The sequence below is a fragment of the Pseudophaeobacter sp. A-200-2 genome, assembly GCF_041008815.1.
Taxonomy (GTDB): Bacteria; Pseudomonadota; Alphaproteobacteria; order Rhodobacterales; family Rhodobacteraceae; genus Phycobacter; species Phycobacter gallaeciensis_A.
On record NZ_JAXGFU010000003.1, the window covers coordinates 246,962 to 266,760 of the forward strand.

General features: G+C 63.0%; 20 protein-coding genes. 5 read left to right on the plus strand and 15 right to left on the minus strand.

Going from position 1 to position 19,799, the window contains the following annotated elements; genetic code table 11:
• Nucleotides 1-7: 7 nt before the first annotated feature.
• From SM766_RS06095 to SM766_RS06140, 10 genes are all read right to left on the minus strand, one after another.
• A complete protein-coding gene (locus SM766_RS06095; protein ID WP_274827663.1) occupies nucleotides 8-1,369 on the minus strand; it encodes a sigma-54-dependent transcriptional regulator in 1,362 nt (453 codons plus the stop codon).
• The gene (locus tag SM766_RS06100) at nucleotides 1,366-1,491 is read right to left on the minus strand and encodes a hypothetical protein (protein ID WP_257784210.1); all 126 of its coding nucleotides are present in this window, start codon (nucleotides 1,489-1,491) and stop codon (nucleotides 1,366-1,368) included. The genes SM766_RS06095 and SM766_RS06100 overlap by 4 nt, the downstream gene beginning before the upstream one ends.
• A 4-nt stretch (nucleotides 1,492-1,495) precedes the next feature.
• Nucleotides 1,496-2,797: a c-type cytochrome gene (locus SM766_RS06105; protein ID WP_368947239.1), complete on the minus strand. Its 1,302-nt coding sequence runs from the start codon at nucleotides 2,795-2,797 to the stop codon at nucleotides 1,496-1,498.
• Nucleotides 2,798-2,818: 21 nt separating this feature from the next.
• Nucleotides 2,819-4,039, minus strand: coding sequence for a formate dehydrogenase subunit gamma (locus tag SM766_RS06110; protein ID WP_368947240.1), 1,221 nt, complete (start codon nucleotides 4,037-4,039; stop codon nucleotides 2,819-2,821).
• Between the two features lie 97 nt (nucleotides 4,040-4,136).
• Nucleotides 4,137-4,730: a formate dehydrogenase FDH3 subunit beta gene (gene fdh3B, locus SM766_RS06115; RefSeq protein ID WP_065272593.1), complete on the minus strand. Its 594-nt coding sequence runs from the start codon at nucleotides 4,728-4,730 to the stop codon at nucleotides 4,137-4,139.
• A gap of 12 nt (nucleotides 4,731-4,742) precedes the next feature.
• Nucleotides 4,743-7,637 carry a formate dehydrogenase subunit alpha gene (locus SM766_RS06120; RefSeq protein WP_065272592.1) on the minus strand — a complete coding sequence of 965 codons (2,895 nt, stop codon included), beginning with the start codon at nucleotides 7,635-7,637 and terminating at the stop codon, nucleotides 4,743-4,745.
• 115 nt (nucleotides 7,638-7,752) lie between these two features.
• Nucleotides 7,753-7,944 carry a twin-arginine translocation pathway signal protein gene (locus tag SM766_RS06125; RefSeq protein ID WP_065273715.1) on the minus strand — a complete coding sequence of 64 codons (192 nt, stop codon included), beginning with the start codon at nucleotides 7,942-7,944 and terminating at the stop codon, nucleotides 7,753-7,755.
• 59 nt (nucleotides 7,945-8,003) lie between these two features.
• Nucleotides 8,004-8,645: a TorD/DmsD family molecular chaperone gene (locus SM766_RS06130; RefSeq protein ID WP_065272591.1), complete on the minus strand. Its 642-nt coding sequence runs from the start codon at nucleotides 8,643-8,645 to the stop codon at nucleotides 8,004-8,006.
• A complete protein-coding gene (locus SM766_RS06135; RefSeq protein ID WP_368947241.1) occupies nucleotides 8,642-9,331 on the minus strand; it encodes a DUF3306 domain-containing protein in 690 nt (229 codons plus the stop codon). Before SM766_RS06135 ends, SM766_RS06130 begins: the two co-directional genes overlap by 4 nt.
• The gene (locus SM766_RS06140) at nucleotides 9,328-9,867 is read right to left on the minus strand and encodes a DUF3305 domain-containing protein (protein ID WP_065273714.1); all 540 of its coding nucleotides are present in this window, start codon (nucleotides 9,865-9,867) and stop codon (nucleotides 9,328-9,330) included. The genes SM766_RS06135 and SM766_RS06140 overlap by 4 nt, the downstream gene beginning before the upstream one ends.
• 374 nt (nucleotides 9,868-10,241) lie before the next feature.
• Between SM766_RS06140 and SM766_RS06145 the strand changes: the two genes are divergently transcribed.
• Nucleotides 10,242-12,188, plus strand: a complete 1,947-nt coding sequence (locus SM766_RS06145) for a 4Fe-4S binding protein (RefSeq protein ID WP_368947242.1) — start codon at nucleotides 10,242-10,244, stop codon at nucleotides 12,186-12,188.
• Here SM766_RS06145 and SM766_RS06150 read toward each other — a convergent pair.
• Nucleotides 12,182-12,967, minus strand: coding sequence for a hypothetical protein (locus tag SM766_RS06150; RefSeq protein ID WP_368947243.1), 786 nt, complete (start codon nucleotides 12,965-12,967; stop codon nucleotides 12,182-12,184). The genes SM766_RS06145 and SM766_RS06150 overlap by 7 nt on opposite strands.
• A gap of 182 nt (nucleotides 12,968-13,149) precedes the next feature.
• On the opposite strand from SM766_RS06150, the gene apbC reads away from it, so the two are divergent.
• From apbC to SM766_RS06165, 3 genes are read left to right on the plus strand one after another with little or no spacing between them, the layout of a single operon-like run.
• Nucleotides 13,150-14,217 carry an iron-sulfur cluster carrier protein ApbC gene (gene apbC, locus SM766_RS06155; RefSeq protein WP_065272588.1) on the plus strand — a complete coding sequence of 356 codons (1,068 nt, stop codon included), beginning with the start codon at nucleotides 13,150-13,152 and terminating at the stop codon, nucleotides 14,215-14,217.
• Nucleotides 14,214-14,930 carry a biotin/lipoate--protein ligase family protein gene (locus tag SM766_RS06160; RefSeq protein ID WP_368947244.1) on the plus strand — a complete coding sequence of 239 codons (717 nt, stop codon included), beginning with the start codon at nucleotides 14,214-14,216 and terminating at the stop codon, nucleotides 14,928-14,930. Before apbC ends, SM766_RS06160 begins: the two co-directional genes overlap by 4 nt.
• A complete protein-coding gene (locus SM766_RS06165) occupies nucleotides 14,930-15,409 on the plus strand; it encodes a DUF6505 family protein (protein WP_274827653.1) in 480 nt (159 codons plus the stop codon). Before SM766_RS06160 ends, SM766_RS06165 begins: the two co-directional genes overlap by 1 nt.
• 92 nt (nucleotides 15,410-15,501) lie before the next feature.
• Here SM766_RS06165 and SM766_RS06170 read toward each other — a convergent pair whose 3' ends face one another.
• Nucleotides 15,502-15,966, minus strand: coding sequence for an MAPEG family protein (locus SM766_RS06170; RefSeq protein ID WP_368947245.1), 465 nt, complete (start codon nucleotides 15,964-15,966; stop codon nucleotides 15,502-15,504).
• Nucleotides 15,967-16,072: 106 nt separating this feature from the next.
• On the opposite strand from SM766_RS06170, the gene SM766_RS06175 reads away from it, so the two are divergent.
• Nucleotides 16,073-16,657: a TetR/AcrR family transcriptional regulator gene (locus tag SM766_RS06175; RefSeq protein WP_274827651.1), complete on the plus strand. Its 585-nt coding sequence runs from the start codon at nucleotides 16,073-16,075 to the stop codon at nucleotides 16,655-16,657.
• 180 nt (nucleotides 16,658-16,837) lie between these two features.
• Here the strand turns inward: SM766_RS06175 and SM766_RS06180 are convergent, their stop codons facing one another.
• Genes SM766_RS06180 through phnE (SM766_RS06190) form a run of 3 tightly spaced genes read right to left on the minus strand, consistent with a single transcriptional unit; the run spans nucleotide 16,838 to nucleotide 19,760 of the window.
• A complete protein-coding gene (locus SM766_RS06180) occupies nucleotides 16,838-17,452 on the minus strand; it encodes an LbetaH domain-containing protein (protein ID WP_368947246.1) in 615 nt (204 codons plus the stop codon).
• Nucleotides 17,453-17,484: 32 nt separating this feature from the next.
• Nucleotides 17,485-18,882 carry a phosphonate ABC transporter, permease protein PhnE gene (phnE, locus tag SM766_RS06185; protein WP_368947247.1) on the minus strand — a complete coding sequence of 466 codons (1,398 nt, stop codon included), beginning with the start codon at nucleotides 18,880-18,882 and terminating at the stop codon, nucleotides 17,485-17,487.
• Complete coding sequence (gene phnE, locus SM766_RS06190) at nucleotides 18,879-19,760, minus strand: phosphonate ABC transporter, permease protein PhnE (protein WP_274827648.1); 882 nt, start codon at nucleotides 19,758-19,760, stop codon at nucleotides 18,879-18,881. Before phnE (SM766_RS06190) ends, phnE (SM766_RS06185) begins: the two co-directional genes overlap by 4 nt.
• Nucleotides 19,761-19,799 lie beyond the last annotated feature (39 nt).

Genomic DNA, 19,799 nt, shown 5'->3' on the forward strand with positions numbered 1-19,799 from the left:
AACCTCTTTACACCCCCCAGGAGGCGCATTTTCGGTCGATGGTCTTGCGCGATACGCCCAGGCGACGGGCGGCTTCGGCGCGGTTGCCATCGCAGGCGTCCAGCATGTGCATGATGTGGCGCTGGGTCACCAGATCCAGCGTTTCAATTGCTGCCGGGCCGGTGACCGATCCCTTGCCAGAGAATTCTTCCGGGAACTCCCCCAGAATGACCGAGCGTTCGATCAGGTTGCGCAGCTCACGCACGTTGCCGGGCCAGTCATAGCGGGAAAACTTCAGCAAGGTTTCCTCGTTCAGCTCGAGCGCGGGCATGCCAAGCGTCGCCGAGAATTGCTCCATGAACAGCGCTGCCAGTTCGATGATATCCTCGATCCGCTCGCGCAGCGGGGGCATCTCGATCTTCACCACATTGATGCGATGATACAGATCGGCGCGGAACCGGCCCTCGGCCACGGCCTCTTCGAGATCGGCATTGGTGGCAAAAAGGAATCGCAGGTTCAGCGGGATGTCCCGTTCGGCACCGACGGGGCGCACCCGCTGGTCCTCAAGCACCCGCAACAGCGCCGCCTGCACCTGATCGGGCATCTGCGCCACCTCATCGAGGAACAGCGTGCCGCCATCCGCGTGCAGGAACAACCCGTCTCGGCGCCGGTCCTGTTCGTCCAGAACGCCGAACAGCTCATGCGCGATCCGGTCCGGGGCGATGGCGGCGCAATTGACAGCTACAAACGGCTTCTGCGCCCGATCCGACAGCGAATGCATCGTGCGCGCTGCGATTTCCTTGCCGGTGCCGCTGGCGCCGGTGAACAGCACCGGCGTTGGCAGTGGCGCCAGCCGGGTCAGCATCTCGCGTGCCTGGGTGATGGCCGCCGATTTGCCCAGCAGCCGCCCCCGCGCCGCAGACCCTTCGGCCGACAACTCGTGTTTCAGCAGGTAGTTTTCCCGGCGCAGGTATTTGCGGTCCAGCGCCCGCGCCACCGAATTGAGGATCTGATTGGCCCGGAACGGCTTCAGCACGAAATCGGCCACCCCGGCACGAAGCGCCATGATCGCGGTTTCCAGATCCGCATAGGCGGTGACCAGAATGGTATCGGCAAACAGCCCCACCCGGCGCTGCTCCTGCACCCATTCAAGCCCGGTCTTGCCCGGCATGATATTGTCGAGGATCACCAGATCGAAATGCGACTGATCGAGGATTGCGGAGGCTTCCGCCGCCGATGCCGCCTGCTCGACCCGCTTGCAACGCGGGCTGAGGATCTTGGTCATGAAATTGCGCATACCCGGTTCGTCATCGATCACCAGGATCGAAGCACCGGCAAGGTTTTCGCCGTATTCATCGCGCGGGACGGCAGAGATGACGGGCTGGTTCAATCCAGGCGCACCGCTTGGCCTGCGAATTTCTCATCCGCGGCAAATCCTGCGCGATCCAGAGCCAGATCCGCTCCTACGGCGATCACGGCAATCGCCGCAAAGCCTGCAAACATCGCTTTCATCCTGTCACTTCTCCGGTTGCGTTGCGTGTTTCAGAAAACCCACCAGGTCCTTGCGGTCCTCGGCGGCGGTGATGCGCTGCATCGGCATTTTCGACCCCGGAATGTAGTGGTCCGGTCCCAGATCGAACAGCGCATCGATCGTGTCGTCGTTCCAGATGATATCAGATCCCTGCAGCACCGGCGAATACCGGTATCCCGGCAGCGTTCCGGCGCGGCGTCCGAACAGCCCGTGCAGGCTGGGTCCGGCCTTGCGGCTCTCCCCGCCGGTCAGCGCGTGGCAGATCGAACATTTGCGCATGAACTGCCGCTCGCCGTTGGGCATGCTGTCGGCCGGACGCAGGAATGTACGCTCTTGCCCCATCGCGGGGTCGAATTCATTCATCAGCGCCACCGGCCAGCCATAGACCACATCATCAAGTCCTCCGGCCCAAATGGTGTTGCCATCCGGCGAAAAGGCAAGGGCCCAGACCGGCCCCTGCCGCGTGGCACGGAAATCGCGGGCGATGCGCCAGCCGTTCCCATCACTGCCAGTGTCGATCATCATGATGTAGCCATGACCATCCCCCACCGCCAATTGGCCGGTGGATGCGTGATAGGCCATCGCCAGGATCGGGCGACGGTCGAGGGTGAAATCGGCAATCGGGGCGCCGCTCTCCATGTCGATGATGCGGGTCACCCCGTCCACCGCGCCATAGGCCAGCCAGCCTGCCCGAGCGTCGACGATCAGCCGGTTGACACCAAACCCCTGCTGCACCAGCGGGCGCGGCGCTGTGCCCGGCTCTGCATCGAACCGCAACACCCCGCCATCCATGGTGGCGGCAAAGAGGCTGCCCTCGGGGCCAAAGGCCACGTCATTCACGCCGCTGCCGAGCTTGAGGTTGCGCCCCGCACCGCCTGCCAGCGGCCAGATCCCGACGCTGCCGTCCCAGCTGGCCGAGGCAACCGATTGCCCGTCGGGCGAAATCGCCAGACCGCGCACCTTGCCCCTGTGCGTGCCTAACAGGCGCACACCGCCATCCGGGTCCCACAGGCGGACTGTGAAATCATCGCTGCCCGTCACCAGACGCCCTGCCCCGGCAAAGGCCACCGCCGTCACTGCCGCATCATGACCTTCGAGCCACAGAGGCTGCCGGTCCTGCCACAGGGCCGCGGAATTGTCGAAACTGACACTGGCCACCTGCCCCGAGGGCGCGGTCGCCAGCCCCATCACGGGGCCGCCGTGGCCTTTGAGCGTGGTGAAGCCCTGCGCCGAAACCGCTCCGGCGCAAAGACTTGCAACAAGGCTCAAGCTGGCAAGGAAACGCATGGTGCCGCAGGTCCCCAGAGGCTATTCCGCCGGTGTGGCGCCCTTGGCGCGTCCGGCATCCTTGGCCTTTTCTTCCTCCAGCACCTCGTCCAGCCAGATCGAATGGTGCTGATGGGCCCAGGCTTCATCCACCTCACCCGATCCCATGGCATCATAGGCGCCTTCCATCCCGACCGAGCCGATGTAGATATGCGCGATGATGATCGCCATCAGCACAAAGGCCATAATCGCGTGCCAGGCTTGGGCGAACTGCATTTCCTCTTGCGGAGACAACTGCTCCGGCAGGGTGCCAAGCCCGACCCACTGCGGCAGACCGATGTCGTTCAGCACCGCAAATGTCTTGGCAAAAAGCGGCAGCTCATAGGGGAACAGCAGCGACAGACCCGAGACCGAAATCGAGGCGCCGAACAGGATCACCGACCAGAAGATCACCTTTTGGCCTGCGTTGAATTTCTTCGCGGGCGGGTGCTTGTTGCCGATGATGCCGCCGAACTGACGGATCCATACCAGATCGGTGCGGTTGGGAATATTGTGCATCACCCACATCACGAAGACCAATACCAGAGCTACCATGAAGGCCCAAGCGACCGAGTTGTGCAGCCATTTGCCATAGATCAGCAGGAAGGAGTTCAGATCCTTGCCCAGATAGGGCGCGATGAAGGCGCGGCCAAACAGGGTCAGAAGGCCGGTGATCCCCAGCAGGATGAAGGATCCGGCCAATGTCCAATGCGCCATCCGTTCGATGAATTTGAATCGCGTGACGGTGCGGCCGGTCAGCTCTCCGTCGACGGGGATACGTCCGCGCAGCATGTAGAACACCACCAGCGCCCCAAGGGTGCCCAGCAGCAGCCAGCCGCCGTATTGGCGCAGCGGCCCCTCGCGGAAAGAAAGCCAGGTCATGCCGCCATCCTGCATCAGGACGCTGGCGACCTCGCCCCCGGCAGAGACGGTAACCTCGGCCGAACCATAGCGCACCTGGCGCCAGACCTCGGGGTCGGAGACACCTCCAAGGGTGCCAAGTTGTTGGGAAATCCCTGCCGCCGCATCCGGGTCTCCGGTTGCGTCGCGGCGGAAGGAGTCATCCAGTTTCTCGCCGCGTTGCCGGGCGAGGATATCTTCAAGCGTCTGCGCACCACCTGTGGCGCTGCGGTCCGCAGGCGCTGGTACAGCCGCCTCCTGGGCCTGCACCGCGCCAACCAGCAGCGTAAGTTGCAGAACAAATGCGAAAGCCATGCGCAGCATGTGCCACACTCCTTCGGGTTTGTCGTATGTATAACAGATAGGTCAGGATGGCCCGCGCACGGCAGGCCATCCCCAGCTTTACGCTGAAAAGACGGGTTTAGCCGCCCTTTTGCTCGTAAGCCGTGCCCCAGCCCCAAGCACCCGAGCCGAACCCACGCGCCACGACGCGTTCGCGGTAGACGGCAGACACCACATCGCCATCACCGGCGAGCAGCGCCTTGGTCGAGCACATTTCGGCGCAGATGGGCAGCTTGCCCTCGGCGATCCGGTTGCGACCGTATTTGGAGAACTCCGCGTTGGAGTGGTTCTCCTCAGGGCCACCGGCGCAGAAGGTGCATTTGTCCATCTTGCCACGGCTGCCAAAGTTGCCTGCCTGCGGGTACTGCGGCGCGCCAAAGGGGCACGCGTAGAAGCAGTAGCCACAACCGATGCAGAGGTCCTTGGAGTGCAGAACCACCCCTTCCTCGTTCTGGTAGAAGCAGTCCACCGGGCAAACGGCCATACAGGGCGCGTCCGAACAATGCATACAGGCGACCGAGATCGACCGTTCGCCGGGCTTGCCATCATTGATGGTCACAACGCGGCGGCGGTTGATACCCCAGGGCACCTCATGCTCGTTCTTACAGGCGGTGACACAGGCGTTACATTCGATGCAGCGTTCGGCATCGCAGAGAAACTTCGCTCTTGCCATTACTCTATCTCCTTACGCTGGCATGATTTTGCAGAGAGTACACTTGGTCTCCTGCATCTGGGTCACACTGTCATACCCGTAGGTCTGAGCCGTGTTGGTGCTTTCGCCCAGCACATATGGATCAGCGCCGTCCGGATATTTGTGCCGCTGGTCCTCGCCCTGGAAATGACCGCCAAAGTGGAACGGCATGAAGGCAACGCCCTCGCCGACCCGTTCGGTGACCATGGCCATGACCTTGACCTTGCCGCCCTCGGGACCTTCGACCCAGCACTGTTCGCCATCCCGCACGCCAAGGTTATTGGCATCGCGCGGGTTGATTTCCACGAACATGTCCTGCTGAAGCTCGGCCAGCCAGGGGTTGGAGCGGGTCTCGTCGCCGCCACCCTCGTATTCGACCAGACGGCCGGATGTGAGGATGATCGGGAAGTCCTGCGAGACATCCTTCTTCTGGATCGAGGCATACATCGTCGGCAGACGATAGAATTTGCGATCCTCGTAGGTTGGATAATCCGCAACCAGATCCCGGCGGTTGGTATAGAGCGGTTCGCGGTGAACCGGCACCGGATCTGGGAAGGTCCACACGACGGCACGGGCCTTGGCGTTGCCGAAAGGCGCGCATTCGTGCTTGATCGCGACCCGCTGGATGCCGCCGGAAAGGTCGGTTTTCCAGTTGGTCTTGGGACCCGCCACAGCATCGATCGCGGCGCGTTCCTCGTCGGTCAGGTCGCTGTCCCAGCCTAGATCCATCAGCATCTGCATGGTGAATTCAGGATAGCCGTCCTGGATTTCAGAGCCCACGGAATAGACGCCTTCGGCCAGCAGGTTGTCACCGTCCCGCTCCACGCCGAAACGGGCGCGGAAGGTGAGACCACCTTCGGAGACCGGTTTGGACATGTCATAAAGGTTCGGCGTGCCCGGGTGGTTCATCTCGGGCGTTCCCCAGCAAGGCCATGGCAGACCGTAGTAGTCGCCATCGGCCGGGCCACCCACCGCGCGCAGCGTGGTGCGGTCAAAGGTGTGCTGGTTGGCCATGTGCTTCTTCAGCCGTTCCGGGCTTTGACCGGTATAGCCGATGGTCCACAGACCCTTGTTGAACTCGCGGGTGATGCTCTCGATGTTCGGCGTTTCCGCGTCTTCCATCTCGATATTGCGGAACAGCCGATCCGCCCAGCCGAACTTGTTGGCGAATTTCGCCATGATCACGTGATCGGGCAGGCTTTCGAACAGCGGATCCACCACCTTGTCGCGCCACTGGAACGACCGGTTCGACGCGGTCACGGAACCGCGGGTTTCGAACTGGGTACAGGCCGGCAGTAGGTAGACACCGTCTTCGCGGTCATGCAGCACGGCGGAAACGGTGGGATACGGGTCGACAACGACCAGCATGTCCAGCTTTTCCATCGCCGTCTTCATTTCCGTCATCCGGGTCTGCGAGTTGGGCGCGTGGCCCCACAGAACCATGGCCCGAACGTTGTTCGGCTGATCCATGTTTTCCTTGTCTTCAAGGATACCATCGATCCAGCGGCTGACCGGAATACCCGTCAGGTTCTGCAGGCTCTTGTCTTTGCCGTCCGCGCCTTTCAGCGTGTCGAACTGGCCTGCCAGCCATTCGGGATCTTCTTCCCAGACCCGCGCCCAATGCGCCCAGGCGCCTTTGGACAGGCCATAGTAGCCCGGCAGCGTGTGCGACAGAACACCAAGGTCGGTTGCGCCCTGCACGTTGTCATGGCCGCGGAAGATGTTGGTGCCGCCACCCGACGCACCCATGTTGCCCAGCGCCAGCTGAAGCACGCAGTATGCGCGGGTGTTGTTGTTACCGGTGGTGTGCTGGGTGCCGCCCATACACCAGATCACGGTGCCGGGACGGTTGTTGGCCATGGTGCGCGCAACCCGGCGCAGCTGGCTGCCGGGCGTGCCGGTGACGCGCTCGACCTCTTCGGGGGTCCACTTGGCCACTTCTTCGCGGATCTGGTCCATGCCCCAGACACGGGTGCGGATGAACTCTTTGTCTTCCCAGCCGTTTTCGAAGATGTGCCACAGGATGCCCCAGACCAGCGCCACATCGGTGCCGGGACGGAAGCGCACATATTCGTCGGCATGGGCCGCGGTGCGGGTGAAACGCGGATCGCAGACGATCAGCGGCGCGTTGTTCTGCTCCTTGGCCTTCAGCACGTGCAACAGCGAGACGGGGTGCGCCTCGGCCGGGTTGCCGCCGATGATGAAGATCGCCTTGGAGTTATGGATATCGTTGTAGCTGTTGGTCATGGCGCCGTAGCCCCATGTGTTCGCAACACCCGCAACGGTGGTGGAGTGACAGATCCGTGCCTGGTGATCCACGTTGTTCGTGCCCCAATAGGCGGCGAACTTGCGGAACAGGTAGGCCTGTTCATTGTTATGCTTGGCCGAGCCGAGCCAGTAGACGCTGTCAGGTCCGCTTTCCTCGCGGATCTGCATCATGCCGTCGCCGATCTCGTTGATGGCCTGATCCCAGCTGATGCGTTTCCACTCGCCGTTCTCTTTCTTCATCGGGTACTTGAGACGACGCTCGCCATGGGCGTGCTCGCGCACCGATGCCCCCTTGGCGCAATGGGCGCCGAGGTTGAACGGGCTGTCCCAGCCGGGTTCCTGCCCGACCCAGACACCGTTCTGAACTTCTGCCACGACGGTACAGCCGACCGAGCAGTGGGTGCAGACGGATTTTACGGTTTCAACAGCGCCCGCCGCAGCGGTGGCCGCATTGGCCTGGGTCACCGACCCGCCGGTGGCGCTGATGGCAGCCAGGCCGCCGATGGCCAAGCCGGAGCCGCGCAAAAAGGCGCGGCGGTCGACGGATGTTTCCGCGACGTTGGACAGGATACTGGTCCGCTGGGGGCGTCTCGCAACCCCGTTGGTCTTTTTCCTAAGCATTTAGAACCTCCCTTGCTTGCTTCCTCCTCAGAAAGCGCGCTGGGTTAACGAAAAACCTCTGGCGGTCGGGCGTCACGCAACCAGTTGCCGTCGGTCATGGGATGCATGCGGCGCGTTAGAACCGGACGCTTTCGTAATAGGCGCGGGTATGCGCGGTATCCTGCATCGTCTCCTTTGCAAGATCAGGTGCGGCGGCCTCGGCCTCGCCCCCGGTCGTCGCAACCGCCACCGCTGCCAGCGGCGCCGTGGTTGCGGCGATCTTCAGAAAGTCGCGGCGGCTCGATGCTGCCTCTGCTTTCTTGGTCATGTGAGTCTCTCCTCCTTGGTGATCGCTCACGGTTGTGGGGCAGACCTTGCCGCCCCGGCTCATGCGGATTTCTCCGCGCTCATCCGGAACCCTTCGGCCTCGATCTCCATGAACACCCGGCCGACAGCGCCGACCGAGGCATAGAGAACCGAGTTCTTTGCCTTCTCGAGATCCGAAAAGAAGTGACCGGCCCAGGGGCCGATATGGGTGTTGAAGAAGGTCTTCTGATCGGCCAGCGAGGCAGGTTCGCCAAAGCGGCCCGCGATCAGCGCCCCCATCATTTCCATCAGCGAGGCGATATTGTCTTCGGGCTCATAGACGTTCTGCGCCCGGGTCATGCCCCGCGCCGCCATGTCCCGGCGCAGCTGCGCCAGCGGTTTTTCATTCAGGAACCCGGTCAGGTAGTAGCTGGCATAGGGCAGCAGCTCACCCCGGCCGAGGCCGATGAACAGCTTGTTGAACTCACGCTCCACCGCGGGCGGCTTTGACAGTTTGGCGATCTTGGCCAGCGCGTTGATCGCCACGCCCAGATCGGTGTCATCCCCCTGCAGACCAGCGGTCTGCCCCAGCAGGAACTCATCCGGCGGCGACGCCAGGATGAGACCCAGGAAATTATACAGATCCGCGCGCAGGCGGTCCTCTTCGCTTACCAACGGCGCTGCGGCATCAGCGGTGGCTGTCATGTCTTGCTCCTTGTTCATGCCGTGCCCCGGATCTGGCTCTGGCTTCCATCAAAGGAAAAGCGCATCCGGCGCGGCATCATGTTCCCGGGGGCAGTATCACCGGAATCCCCGCTCGGGTCAGCCTCGGTCTGCTGCTCTTGCCGAGTGGCGTTCCAGTCGTCGGCGGTCTGTGCAGGCCCGGCAGCGACGACCTCAGAGGTCTCCGCAGCGATGTCTGTGCCCTGCTCTTCGCTTTCTGCGCCCTCTTCGGGTGCGCCTTCGGCGGGTGCAGCGGCGACTGCCGCTTCGGCCTCGGCCTTTTCTGCTGCCTGACGGGCCAGTTCCTCGACGTGTTTGGTCATGCCCTTGCCCACCTGATAGGCGGTCTGCATGCCCTCCACGACCATGGCGCTGTCGGTGAAATCCTCACCGTAATCGACCAGCCCGTCGATATTTGCCAGCACCGGGTTCAGACGCCACAGGCGGCGCAGGGCGCGGATGCGAATGCGGGCCGGAACCACCTCACGCAGGAAGACCTTGAAATCGTCGCCTTCCTCCAGCGTGTCGGGATCGGGCAATTCCAGCTCGGCCAGGATCTCTGCGTCGCTCTTTTCCTCCAGCGCCGCGTCGCGTTCTGCTGCCTCAACAGCAGCCTCTGCGCGAGCTTCGGCTGCGGCTTCGGCCTCTACGGCGGCCTTGCGGCGGGACCAGAAATCGCGGCTCATTGCAGGCGCCCCTTCTTGACCAGGGCGGGCGAGCGGTACACGTCGGTCAGCTGCGCGATGCGCGGATCGCCAATGCCATCCTCGGCCTCCCCCACGGTGCGCTTGTCACGGCGGCGTTTCTTGAATTCCTCTTCCTTGAAATGCGCCAGCGCGAATTCCCGCACCCAGGCCACAAGACCAGAGGGCATCGGCACCTTCTCCACCAGTTCCTCGCCGCTGTCGGCATAGTCCTGCGCCTCGTAAGGAGAGGCGGTGACCAGCGTCATTTCCAGCGGGCGGTCGGCATCATCGCTTTCGCGCATCACAACGTAGACACAGGGCGGTTCTGCGGTCAGCCCGTGCATATAGGCTTCGGCATCGGCGCGGTGCAGTTCCAGCGGCAGTGTCGCGGCGTGGAACTCGCTGGCGCCGTCTTCCTCGCGCAGCAATTGCCAATCTGCGGACCGGGCTGCGGGCAAGACGCCTGCCACCTTCCAAGACCATCGTGCCCAGCGGGTCACCCCCGGGGTCCGGCGAAGTACGATGCCAAGCGGCATCACGTCGGTCTTGTCCAAACTACGGCTCACTGGTTGCGCACCCTACATCTCCCTGCGTCGGACAAGTGTGCCGCAAGGTCACGCCTTCGTGAAAGCCTGCTCTGCACCCGATCTGCAAATTTCCCGCAACCCGGACAAATTGGGGCAGACGCAGGGGGGTAGAGTTCCGCCTTGGTCGAATTGTCTATGTCGACAAAAACAATCGGAATACCGCTGTACACAAAACCGCGCGAATCACCCCGGTATTTTGCGCCCCATCCGGGGCCTACTGCGGGGTGCAAACCGGTTTACGTGGCTTCAGAATCATGCCTAATCTGTGGCCCGGATGGCGGTTATCCGCCCGTCACGCCAGCCCTGATGCAAGCGAGGAAAGAATGGCCAAGCAGTTGATTCTATGCGATTGTTCTGGATCTCAGGAGATCGATTCGGAGCGACTTTCCGACGTCACGGGATTGTCATGTTCAAAGATGCATTCGGCCCTTTGCACCAGCCAGACCGACAGCGCTGCCGCTGCAATCGGTGCCGGAGACGCGGTCATTTGCTGCACTCAGGAACAGCGCCTTTTCGAGGAGATCGCGGGCGAAATCGGTGCCCCCTCTCCGGCCTTCCTTGACCTCAGGGACAGGGCCGGATGGACCGCTGATGAGGGCGATTTGCTACCCAAAATGTCCGCCCTCGTGGCCGAGGCGGCGCTAGATACCTCGGCGGCCAAGACCGTCGATGTGGTGTCCGAGGGCCTGTGCCTGATCGTCGGTTCGGGCGATGTGGCGCTGGCCGCCGCCAAACGGTTGCAGGACAGTCTGGCCGTGACGGTGCTGCTGACAGGTGATGACGAACCGCCGATGAGCCGCGACTTCGACGTGGTGCGGGGACAGCTGCGGCAGGCCTCTGGCGCGCTTGGCCAGTTTCAGGTCATCATCGACGCCTTGCAGCAGCTCGACACCACCGGCCGCAGCTGGAGCTGGACAGCCCCCCGCGATGGTGGTCGCTCGGAATGCGATATCATTCTGGACCTGACCGGCGGCACGCCGCTGTTCCCGGCCCATGAAAAACGCGAAGGATACCTGCGTGCCGATCCCAAGGGCGTGCAGGCGGTGGCCGATGCAGTGCTGGAGGCCAGCCAACTGGTCGGCACCTTCGAAAAACCGCTCTACGTGCGCAGCGAACCGCTGCTCTGCGCCCATTCACGTGCCGGCCAGACCGGCTGCACCAATTGTCTTGATGTCTGCCCTACCGGCGCCATCAGCCCCAATGGCGATCACGTCAGCATCGACCCGATGATCTGCGCCGGCTGCGGCGCCTGTGCCTCGCTTTGTCCCTCTGGCTCGATCACCTATGACGCGCCGCCCACCGATACGCTGATGCGCCGCATTCAGGTGCTGGCAAAGGCCTATCTCGATGCCGGGGGCAGCGCCCCGCGCCTCTTGGTGGTGAACGAACACGGCGCCGAGATGATCCGCCTTGCGGCCCGGTTCGGACGCGGGCTGCCTGCCGATGTGCTGCCGCTGGAGCTGGAAGCGATGAATACCTTTGGTCATGCCGAGATCCTCGCGGCACTGGCCGCCGGATTTGCCCATGTGTCGCTGCTGATGTCGCCCAAGGTGGACCGCGCAGTGCAGGAGCGTGAGCTGACCCTGGCCCAGGCCATCGCGGGCGACAAGGCCACCCTGCTGGACCTGAACGACCCTGACGCGCTGAGCGATGCGCTATTTGGCGCCAAAGTGCCCGCGCCGATAAATGAGCCGTTGCGCCCCATGGGCACCCGCCGCCAGATCACCCGGCAGGCCGCCCGCGCGCTGGCGCCTGAGGCCGACATGCTGCCCCTGCCGGATGATGCGCCCTATGGCGCGGTGCTGGTCGATACCGACAGCTGCACCCTGTGCCTGTCCTGCGTCTCCCTTTGCCCCTCCGGCGCGCTGGGGGACAACCCGGATCTGCCGCAGCTGCGGTTCCAAGAGGACGCCTGCCTGCAATGCGGCCTATGCGCCAATGTCTGCCCTGAACAGGCGATCAGCTATGAACCGCGCCTGAACCTCCAGCCCGAAGCGCTAAGCCAGGTGGTGGTGCACGAAGAGGAACCCTTTGCCTGCGTCGAGTGCGGCACGCTGTTCGGGGTGAAATCCACCATCGAACGGATCACCGAAAAACTGGCCGGAAAACACGCGATGTTCGCCACCTCGGATGCGGCACGGATGATCCAGATGTGCGACGATTGCCGGGTCAACGCGCAGTTCCATCAGGAAAACAATCCCTTCGAAGGCAAGGAACGCCCGCGCGTGCGCACCACGGCCGATTACCTCAGCAAGCGCCGCGATCACTGATGTTGCAAGGGGGCTCCCAGATCTGCCGGGGTGAGGCTGGACACATAGGCCAGGATCGCCTCCAGCTCGTCCAGAGTCATGGCCACGGGCACGATAGGCGACGGGCGGTCCGCGGGGAAGGGCTCGGTCACATCGGCGACCTGGGTAAAGGAGGGGTGCGGGTTCAGCGCATAAAAGGCCTGGAACCTGTAATCCCAGTCCGGCAGCGCCCGCAGCACGAAAAAGGACGGCGTCGATCCGATATCGGTCATGCGCATGTCCTCGGCCACCGCGTGGCAACGCCCGCATTTGCTGCGCGACAGGTTCTGTCCTTTCATCGCGTCGCCTTCGAAGACGATTTCTTCCTCCACCTCGGCGGTGATCTGCGGCAGGGTGAACATCTGCACCCCATCCGGCGCATAGGCGGTGATCGTGCGCGCGCCCACGTCCGAGCCGAGCCAGTCGACAAACCGCGCCGTGCCCGGATGGGCGCCATCCAGCACCTGCATGTGCCAGAGCGCGGCCGCATCCTGAAACACCGGCGTTCCCTTGGGCACGTCGGAAAACGCGGCCTCGGCAGCCGCGCCGGGCGTGACGAGTTCGATGCGCACCTGCGTTTTCAGGGAAAACCGCGGCAGAAGATGTTTCAGAAATCCGGTTTCGACCAGCCCCTGCGGCACCGCCAGCCGGACCAACCGATCCTCGGCCTGAACGGGACTGCCGACCGTCAGCAGCCAGAGCACAAGCACCGGGATCAACGCAGCCCGGCCCGCCGCCACAGTCCTGATCCAGTGCAGCAATGCAGGCACTCCTGCAAAACTGAGCGCTGCACGCACCCCGGGAAAATTGAGCGCTGCACGCTCTGGCCGGATCGGATAGAGAAAAGACAAACGGACCATTCGAAATGCTAGGGATCAACCTACATTTCAGTCAAGTGTTCCGTACACAGACGCAAACGAACCCACCAAAGGAGTAGACCGGCGTGTCCCTCACCCGTGAAACTGTCCTCGAGGCACTGAAGACCATCACCGACCCCGTCAGCGGCAGCGACATCGTCGCCGCCGGCATCGTGCGGGCTCTGAATATCGAAGACGGCGCCGTGCGTTTCGTACTGGAAGTCGATCCGGCCCGCGCCGAGGCCTACGCCCCCGTGCGCGACGCGGCAGAGGCCAAGGTCACCGCCCTTGCCGGGGTCGAGAAGGTCTCGGCCCTGCTGACCGCCCATTCCACCAAGGCGCCGCCGCCGGATCTGAAACCGAAGAAAGCCGCCCAGCCCCAGGGACCGCAGAAGATCCCCGGCGTGGATCGCATCATCGCGGTCGCTTCGGGCAAGGGCGGCGTTGGCAAATCCACCGTCTCGGCGAACCTCGCCTGCGCGCTGGCTGCCGAAGGCCGCCGTGTCGGTCTGCTGGATGCGGATGTCTATGGCCCCTCGCAGCCGCGCATGCTGGGCGTGTCCGGCCGTCCCGCCAGCCCCGATGGCAAGACCATCCTGCCGATGCGCAACCACGGCGTCACCATGATGTCCATCGGCCTGATGACAAACGAGGATCAGGCAGTGGTCTGGCGCGGTCCGATGCTGATGGGCGCGCTGCAGCAGATGATGATGCAGGTGCAATGGGGCGCGCTGGATGTGCTGATCGTGGACCTGCCGCCGGGCACCGGCGATGTGCAGATGACCCTGGCGCAGAAGGCCCATGTGGATGGCGCCATCGTGGTCTCCACCCCGCAGGACGTTGCCCTGATCGACGCGCGCAAGGGCATCGACATGTTCAAACAGCTGCACGTGCCGATCGTCGGGCTGATCGAAAACATGTCCACCCATATCTGCTCCAACTGCGGCCATGAGGAACATATTTTTGGCCATGGGGGCGTCGCCGCCGAAGCCAAGAAGCTGAACGTGCCGCTTTTGGCCGAAATCCCGCTGCATCTGGACGTGCGCCTTGCCGCGGATGGCGGCGCGCCGGTGGTGGTCAGCAAACCCGACAGCCCGCAGGCCAAGGCATTCCAGGAGGTGGCACTCGGTCTTATCCAACGGGGCGCCGCATGAGCGAGGCCGCCCCTGCCCTGTCCTTTCCACCGCTGATGTCCGGCGAGGCGGTGACCGGCCCTGAGGACCCGTTCGAGACCGCCTGCAAACGGGCGGTCCTGGGCTGTGATGCCGGTCTGGTGGTCTATAATCTGGCGCATGACACCCTGCGTGCAGCACTGGTCTTTGCCCCCGAGGTACCTCTTTCGCACGCGATGGCGATGCTGCCCACCTGCGGCGTCGGTTTTCAAAACGCCTTGGGCGCGCTGGCCCCGCCCGAGGTCGCGGTGCATCTGGACTGGGGCGGCGCGATCCGCATCAACGGTGCCCGCTGCGGTCGCTTGCGCGCCGCCTCCAGCACCAGCGACCCGGCGGAAGAGCCCGACTGGCTGGTGATCGGGCTGGAGCTGCCGCTCTGGCCCAAAGACGAGGACGGCGGCGCCGCGCCCGAGGACACCGCGCTTTATGCCGAAGGCTGCGCCGATGTGGAGGCGCCTGCGCTCGTCGAAAGCTGGGCCCGCCACTGCCTGCACTGGATCACCCGCTGGGAAGAGGACGGCTCCAAACCGCTGCACGAAGAATGGCGCGGCCTCGCCCATGGTATCGGCGAAGAGACCCAGCAGAATGACCTCAGCGGCACCTTCCTTGGCATTGACGAGGATTTCGGCATGCTGCTGCGCGACGGCGACACCACCCATCTCATACCCCTGACAACGCTTCTGGAGACCCCGTGATGCAACTGGCCCGCGCCATCCATTTCGACGAGAGCGATCAAAACGTCTTTGCCAGCCCGGCCCGCACCGGCGAATGGTGCATCTCGGGCGGTTTCGAATTTTCCAACTGGGGCGAGGCGGATCTGACCGGCAAGCAGCGCCAGGCCTTCTCCAATGGCTGGATGGGGCTGGAAACCGGCGGGCGGGTGACCTTCGTCGCGGTGACCAAGATCGAAGAGGCCGAGTTGGAAACCCTGACCGACCTTCTGGCGCATCATTTTGTCAGCTACTACGGCGCGCCGGATGTGGCCGCCGCCCGCCCCGTGGCGGCCGAGGAGATCGCCCACATGGCCGACCTCTGCGCCGATCATGACCCGAACACCCTCCTGACGGTGATGCGCGAGCTGACCGATGCGGGCGTGCGCGAAAGCTACCGGATGATCGAGGCGCAATCGGCGGGCCTGGAACAATTCGCCATCCACGGCGATATCGAGGGCTGAGGCGAAGCACTCCCGCCCGTCGCCGGATCATGTGCATGATCCGCTCCCATTGGGCCGGGCGCCGCTGACGCGGCGCGGGTGAACGCGTGTACCTACGTGATCGCAACCCAGAGCACATGGCACGCCATGTAAATGACGATTAGGGACCCGACGGTGTAAAATGTCGCTCGGATTTCATGGGATTGCTTCGTCGTGTAGGCCCAGAAGTGCGCCAGCCGCGCCGCAACAAAACCATACATCAGGACATGCGCCAGCCAGACAGAAGGGCCGATTGCCACAAACAGAAGGCCTGCCGCCCAGAAGGCCGGTATGTTTTCCAGGTCATTCCGGTGCATCCGACGGGATCGGTCAACATATTCATTGACGTCCAGTTGCGACGGATCGGGAGCTGTATTGAGGAGCCCTTTTTGAAGGTCTTCGGGACTCGCCCAGCCCGCCCTGACTTTCATCATTCGGTAAACTGTCATCCACCCCTGGGACATGACCTTGAGCACCAGGAGCGCAGCGGCAATCACATAGGTGACGAAGACCGGATTTTCCAAAGTGAGTGCGGTCATCTTTCGGCTCCCTGTGTGGCGCCTTTGGTTGGCAAAGGTTCTCACCCTTCCTTACCATTGGTAAACAAAGTATCTTACCATTGGTAAGCAGTCAAGGATCGTGTCGATGCCGCACAAGAATACAAGTGATCAGATTTTGGAAACCGCTCGCGACCTGTTGGCATCCGAAGGTCTGGCAGCGGTATCGTTCGATGCGATAGCCCGTCGTCTGGGGTGCACGAAACAAGCGGTGCTCTACTGGTATCCAAGCAAGCATGACCTGCTCGCCGCGATGTTTCTTCCGTGGCTTGAGGCTGAAGCGGAGACCGCAATACAGTCGGTGTCCGGGACCACGAAGCGCGATGAGGCCGTCGATGCATTTGTCAGAGCCATCGCCGGATTTCATTTTGAGGACCTCGACCGATTTCGGATGATGTACCTGTTGCCGCAGACCATCAAGCAAAGCGTCAAAGCCTCTCACGATGCTGCGCTGCTAGACAGGATTCACCCTGTGACCGACAGGATGTATGGCGCCCTTGCGGATAGGCTGGACAGCGATGCAAAAGGCGTGCGTCAGGAAGCCCTGGCGATACACTCGGCGGTACTGGGATTGCTGCTCATGTTCGGACTTGCCGACAGTGTGAGAGATCCTTTGAAACACAACGCATCCGAGATGGTCAGCGCGTTGATCGCGTCTCTTCGGTCCACATGAAAAGCGGTGCCGTATGCATCGTGATCTACGCCGTGCTCAAACCCGCCCAACACACTTTGCAAACGTCTACAACGCCACCCTAATAGCCCCGGCGCCGCGCAAGCGGCGCCCGGCCCAACCGGGCCGGCCCTTCTCACAGAAGGGCCAGACACGGGCGGGAGCACCCCTGCCCATCTGAAATCAGGCGTATTTCTCAAGGAACTCTTCGGCCCGCAGTGCGCGGAAATCGGGCAAAGCGGCCCTCAGGGTGGTATTGTTCCAGTCCCACCAGGCAAGATCCATCATCGCTTCGGCCACTGGTTCAGGGTAGCGACGGCGGATCAGGCGGGCAGTGTTACCGCCGACGATGGTGTAGGGCGCAACATCCTTGGTTACGACCGAACCTGACGCCACAACTGCGCCGTGGCCGATGGTGACCTCGGGCTTGATCATCGCGCCGTGGCCGATCCAGGTGTCATGGCCGATATGGGCCATGCGGCTGGCGCGATGGGCAAACCAGTCCTCATCGACCCCGGCATCATCCCAATAGTCGGCAGACCGATACAGGAAGTGATGCAATGACGCCTTCTCCATCGGGTGATCCGTCGCCCCGATGCGGGTGAAGCTGGCGATATTGGCGAACTTCCCCACCTCAGCATTGGCGATGTCGCAGGTGCGGTCGCAATAGCTGTAATCCCCAAAGCGGCTGTTTGCGATGCGGCTGCCTGCGCCGATCTCCACATAGGCGCCAAAGGCACTGTCGGTGATCTGGCAATCGGGATGGATGAAGGGCTGATCTGGCTGAAGGCGGGCCATGGTCTGTTTTCCTGTTCCGGTCTCTTGCATGCTCAGGGCAGCACGAAGGGCATGTTCTTCTTCTCGCCCTTCTTCGCCTTGTCCCGGCGCGGCTTGCCGGGATCGCCCTGGATCAGGCGGCGGCGCAGCATGCCCGAGAACCAGTCCATCAGCATCACCATCACGATGATCAGCACGATGTAATAGGCCACCTCTTCCCAGTCCTTCTGGGTGATGATCGCCTGGGTCAGCAACAGACCGATACCGCCGCCGGTGATGGCGCCGATGATCGTGGCGCTGCGAGTGTTGGATTCAAGAAAGTAGAGAAGCTGCGACAGCAGAACCGGGGTCACCTGCGGGATCACCCCGAACCGATAGCGCTGCACCGGTTTGGCACCGGTCGAGGCCACGCCTTCGATCTGCTTTTCATCGACATTCTCCAGCGCCTCCGAGAAGATCTTGCCGAAGGTGCCGGTATCGGTCACCAGGATCGCCAGCGCACCGGTCAGCGGGCCAGGGCCAAAGGCACGGGCCAGGACCACGGTCCAGATCAGGCTGTCCACCCCGCGCACGAAATCGAACAGGCGGCGGGTGGCGAACCGCAGGGTGCGGATCGGCATAAAGTTGCGGGTTGCAAGGAAGGCAAGCGGCAACGCCACGATGCCAGCACCGATGGTGCCAAGGAAGGCCATAAGCAGCGTTTCCCCAATGGCCCAGGCCACATCCTGATGGCGCCACATCTTGTTGGTCCAGAAGTCGTTGAAGATCGCCCCGGCCTCTCCCGAGACGGCACGGCCCAGCAGCGCCGAAGCGCTCATCCCGTGATAGGGGCTGTCGAGGGTGAAGAAGAACAGCTCCCAGCCGGTGAAATAGCGGAACACTTCGGAGCGGTTGCGGGTCACTGTCAGGCGGCCTGCGTCGGTCTTGATCGCCAGACGGTTCTTCGAGGAGCTGATCCAGTCCGGTACATCGCCCGCGGGAAACTCGGCCTGCACCCCGGCGCTTCGGCTGGGGGTGGCGCGCACGGTGCCGTAGCCGGGAATGTCATATTCCACAGTGTCAGGTCCAAAGCGCACGGTATGGCCGTTTTCCAGATCGATCACCGTGGTTTCGCCAAGGCTCACCCATTCTGGCGCCTCGCCTTCGGGGTAGCTGCCCTTACGCTCACCTTCGATAGCGACCGAGACGGAGGCATCGCGGTTGTCGCGGGTCACATGTGTCTTGTAGCTGTAGCTGTCGCTGACCAGCGTGCGGGCGTTTTCAAGACTGGCACGCTCCCACAGGCCCGGCACGTCGAAGGCGAAAAAGACGTAGGCCATATAGACCAGCACCACCAGCGGCACCGCAAAGGCCATCAGTTTCTTGGTGCGGAACAGCCCCGCCATCTCCTGCTTCAGCGCGGCGGCATCGCGGCGCGCGCCTGCACCCGGGTTCACATCCAGAGTCGTCATTGTTTGGCTCCATTGATCAGCCGGTCACGCAGCTTGCCAGAGATCTGATCGACCACGACGATGGTGACGAACAGGAGGATAAAGATGGCTGCGGCCTCGTCGTAGCGGCCCTTGCCCCAGGACATGGCGTTCTTCAGCTCGTAGCCGATGCCGCCCGCGCCGACGAAGCCGAGGATGGCCGACGCGCGAATGTTGATTTCAAACCGCAGCAGCGCATAGCTGACGTAATTCGGCCCCACCTGCGGGATCACCCCCAGCCACATGCGCTGTGCCCAGGTGGCCCCGACCGAGGACAGGCCTTCGACCGGCTTCAGCGAGGCGTTTTCGTTCACCTCGGAAAACAGCTTGCCCAATGCCCCCGCCGTGTGGATGGCAATGGCGATCATGGCAGGCACCGGGCCACCGCCCAAAAGGAAGATCAGCACCAGCGCGATGACGATTTCCGGGATCGCCCGGCAGATATCCATCACCCGGCGAAAAACCGGGATCAGCGACGGCCAGAGCGCCATGCCGCGTGTCGCCAAAAGCGACAGAAGCGTGCCGAAGATGGCACCGATCAGGGTAGAGGCCGCCGCGATATTCAGCGTCTCTACCAGCGCCGGGAAAAAATGCACCACCTGGCCGGGCAGCTCTGTCACCTTCTCGGCAGCTTCGCTCAGCACCTCGGCCGGGTAGTCGAAAATTCGGGTAAACCCATCAGCAAAGGACCCGGCATTGCGGTCATCTGCGGTGCGGAACCCGGCCACCATCATGGCAACAAAGACGATCAGGAGGATCGTCCCGTAAAGACGCTTGCGCCGGGTGAGGTCGACATATTCGGCGCGGATGGCCTCGGTCGAGGAGGCACCGGAAGGCGGGGCCGCTGTCAGATCTGCCATGGGGTTTCCTGGGGATATATTGGTGTTCGGATGGGCCTC

What these genes read in the sequence shown, in the direction of transcription:
- SM766_RS06100 (WP_257784210.1), bottom strand. Translation starts at nt 1,491, where the DNA reads ATGAAAGCGATGTTTGCAGGCTTTGCGGCGATTGCCGTGATCGCCGTA.
- SM766_RS06105 (WP_368947239.1), bottom strand. Translation starts at nt 2,797, where the DNA reads ATGCGTTTCCTTGCCAGCTTGAGCCTTGTTGCAAGTCTTTGCGCCGGA.
- SM766_RS06110 (WP_368947240.1), bottom strand. Translation starts at nt 4,039, where the DNA reads ATGCTGCGCATGGCTTTCGCATTTGTTCTGCAACTTACGCTGCTGGTT.
- fdh3B (WP_065272593.1), bottom strand. Translation starts at nt 4,730, where the DNA reads ATGGCAAGAGCGAAGTTTCTCTGCGATGCCGAACGCTGCATCGAATGT.
- SM766_RS06120 (WP_065272592.1), bottom strand. Translation starts at nt 7,637, where the DNA reads ATGCTTAGGAAAAAGACCAACGGGGTTGCGAGACGCCCCCAGCGGACC.
- SM766_RS06125 (WP_065273715.1), bottom strand. Translation starts at nt 7,944, where the DNA reads ATGACCAAGAAAGCAGAGGCAGCATCGAGCCGCCGCGACTTTCTGAAG.
- SM766_RS06130 (WP_065272591.1), bottom strand. Translation starts at nt 8,645, where the DNA reads ATGAACAAGGAGCAAGACATGACAGCCACCGCTGATGCCGCAGCGCCG.
- SM766_RS06135 (WP_368947241.1), bottom strand. Translation starts at nt 9,331, where the DNA reads ATGAGCCGCGATTTCTGGTCCCGCCGCAAGGCCGCCGTAGAGGCCGAA.
- SM766_RS06140 (WP_065273714.1), bottom strand. Translation starts at nt 9,867, where the DNA reads ATGCCGCTTGGCATCGTACTTCGCCGGACCCCGGGGGTGACCCGCTGG.
- SM766_RS06145 (WP_368947242.1), top strand. Translation starts at nt 10,242, where the DNA reads ATGGCCAAGCAGTTGATTCTATGCGATTGTTCTGGATCTCAGGAGATC.
- SM766_RS06160 (WP_368947244.1), top strand. Translation starts at nt 14,214, where the DNA reads ATGAGCGAGGCCGCCCCTGCCCTGTCCTTTCCACCGCTGATGTCCGGC.
- SM766_RS06165 (WP_274827653.1), top strand. Translation starts at nt 14,930, where the DNA reads ATGCAACTGGCCCGCGCCATCCATTTCGACGAGAGCGATCAAAACGTC.
- SM766_RS06170 (WP_368947245.1), bottom strand. Translation starts at nt 15,966, where the DNA reads ATGACCGCACTCACTTTGGAAAATCCGGTCTTCGTCACCTATGTGATT.
- SM766_RS06175 (WP_274827651.1), top strand. Translation starts at nt 16,073, where the DNA reads ATGCCGCACAAGAATACAAGTGATCAGATTTTGGAAACCGCTCGCGAC.
- SM766_RS06180 (WP_368947246.1), bottom strand. Translation starts at nt 17,452, where the DNA reads ATGGCCCGCCTTCAGCCAGATCAGCCCTTCATCCATCCCGATTGCCAG.
- phnE (WP_368947247.1), bottom strand. Translation starts at nt 18,882, where the DNA reads ATGACGACTCTGGATGTGAACCCGGGTGCAGGCGCGCGCCGCGATGCC.
- phnE (WP_274827648.1), bottom strand. Translation starts at nt 19,760, where the DNA reads ATGGCAGATCTGACAGCGGCCCCGCCTTCCGGTGCCTCCTCGACCGAG.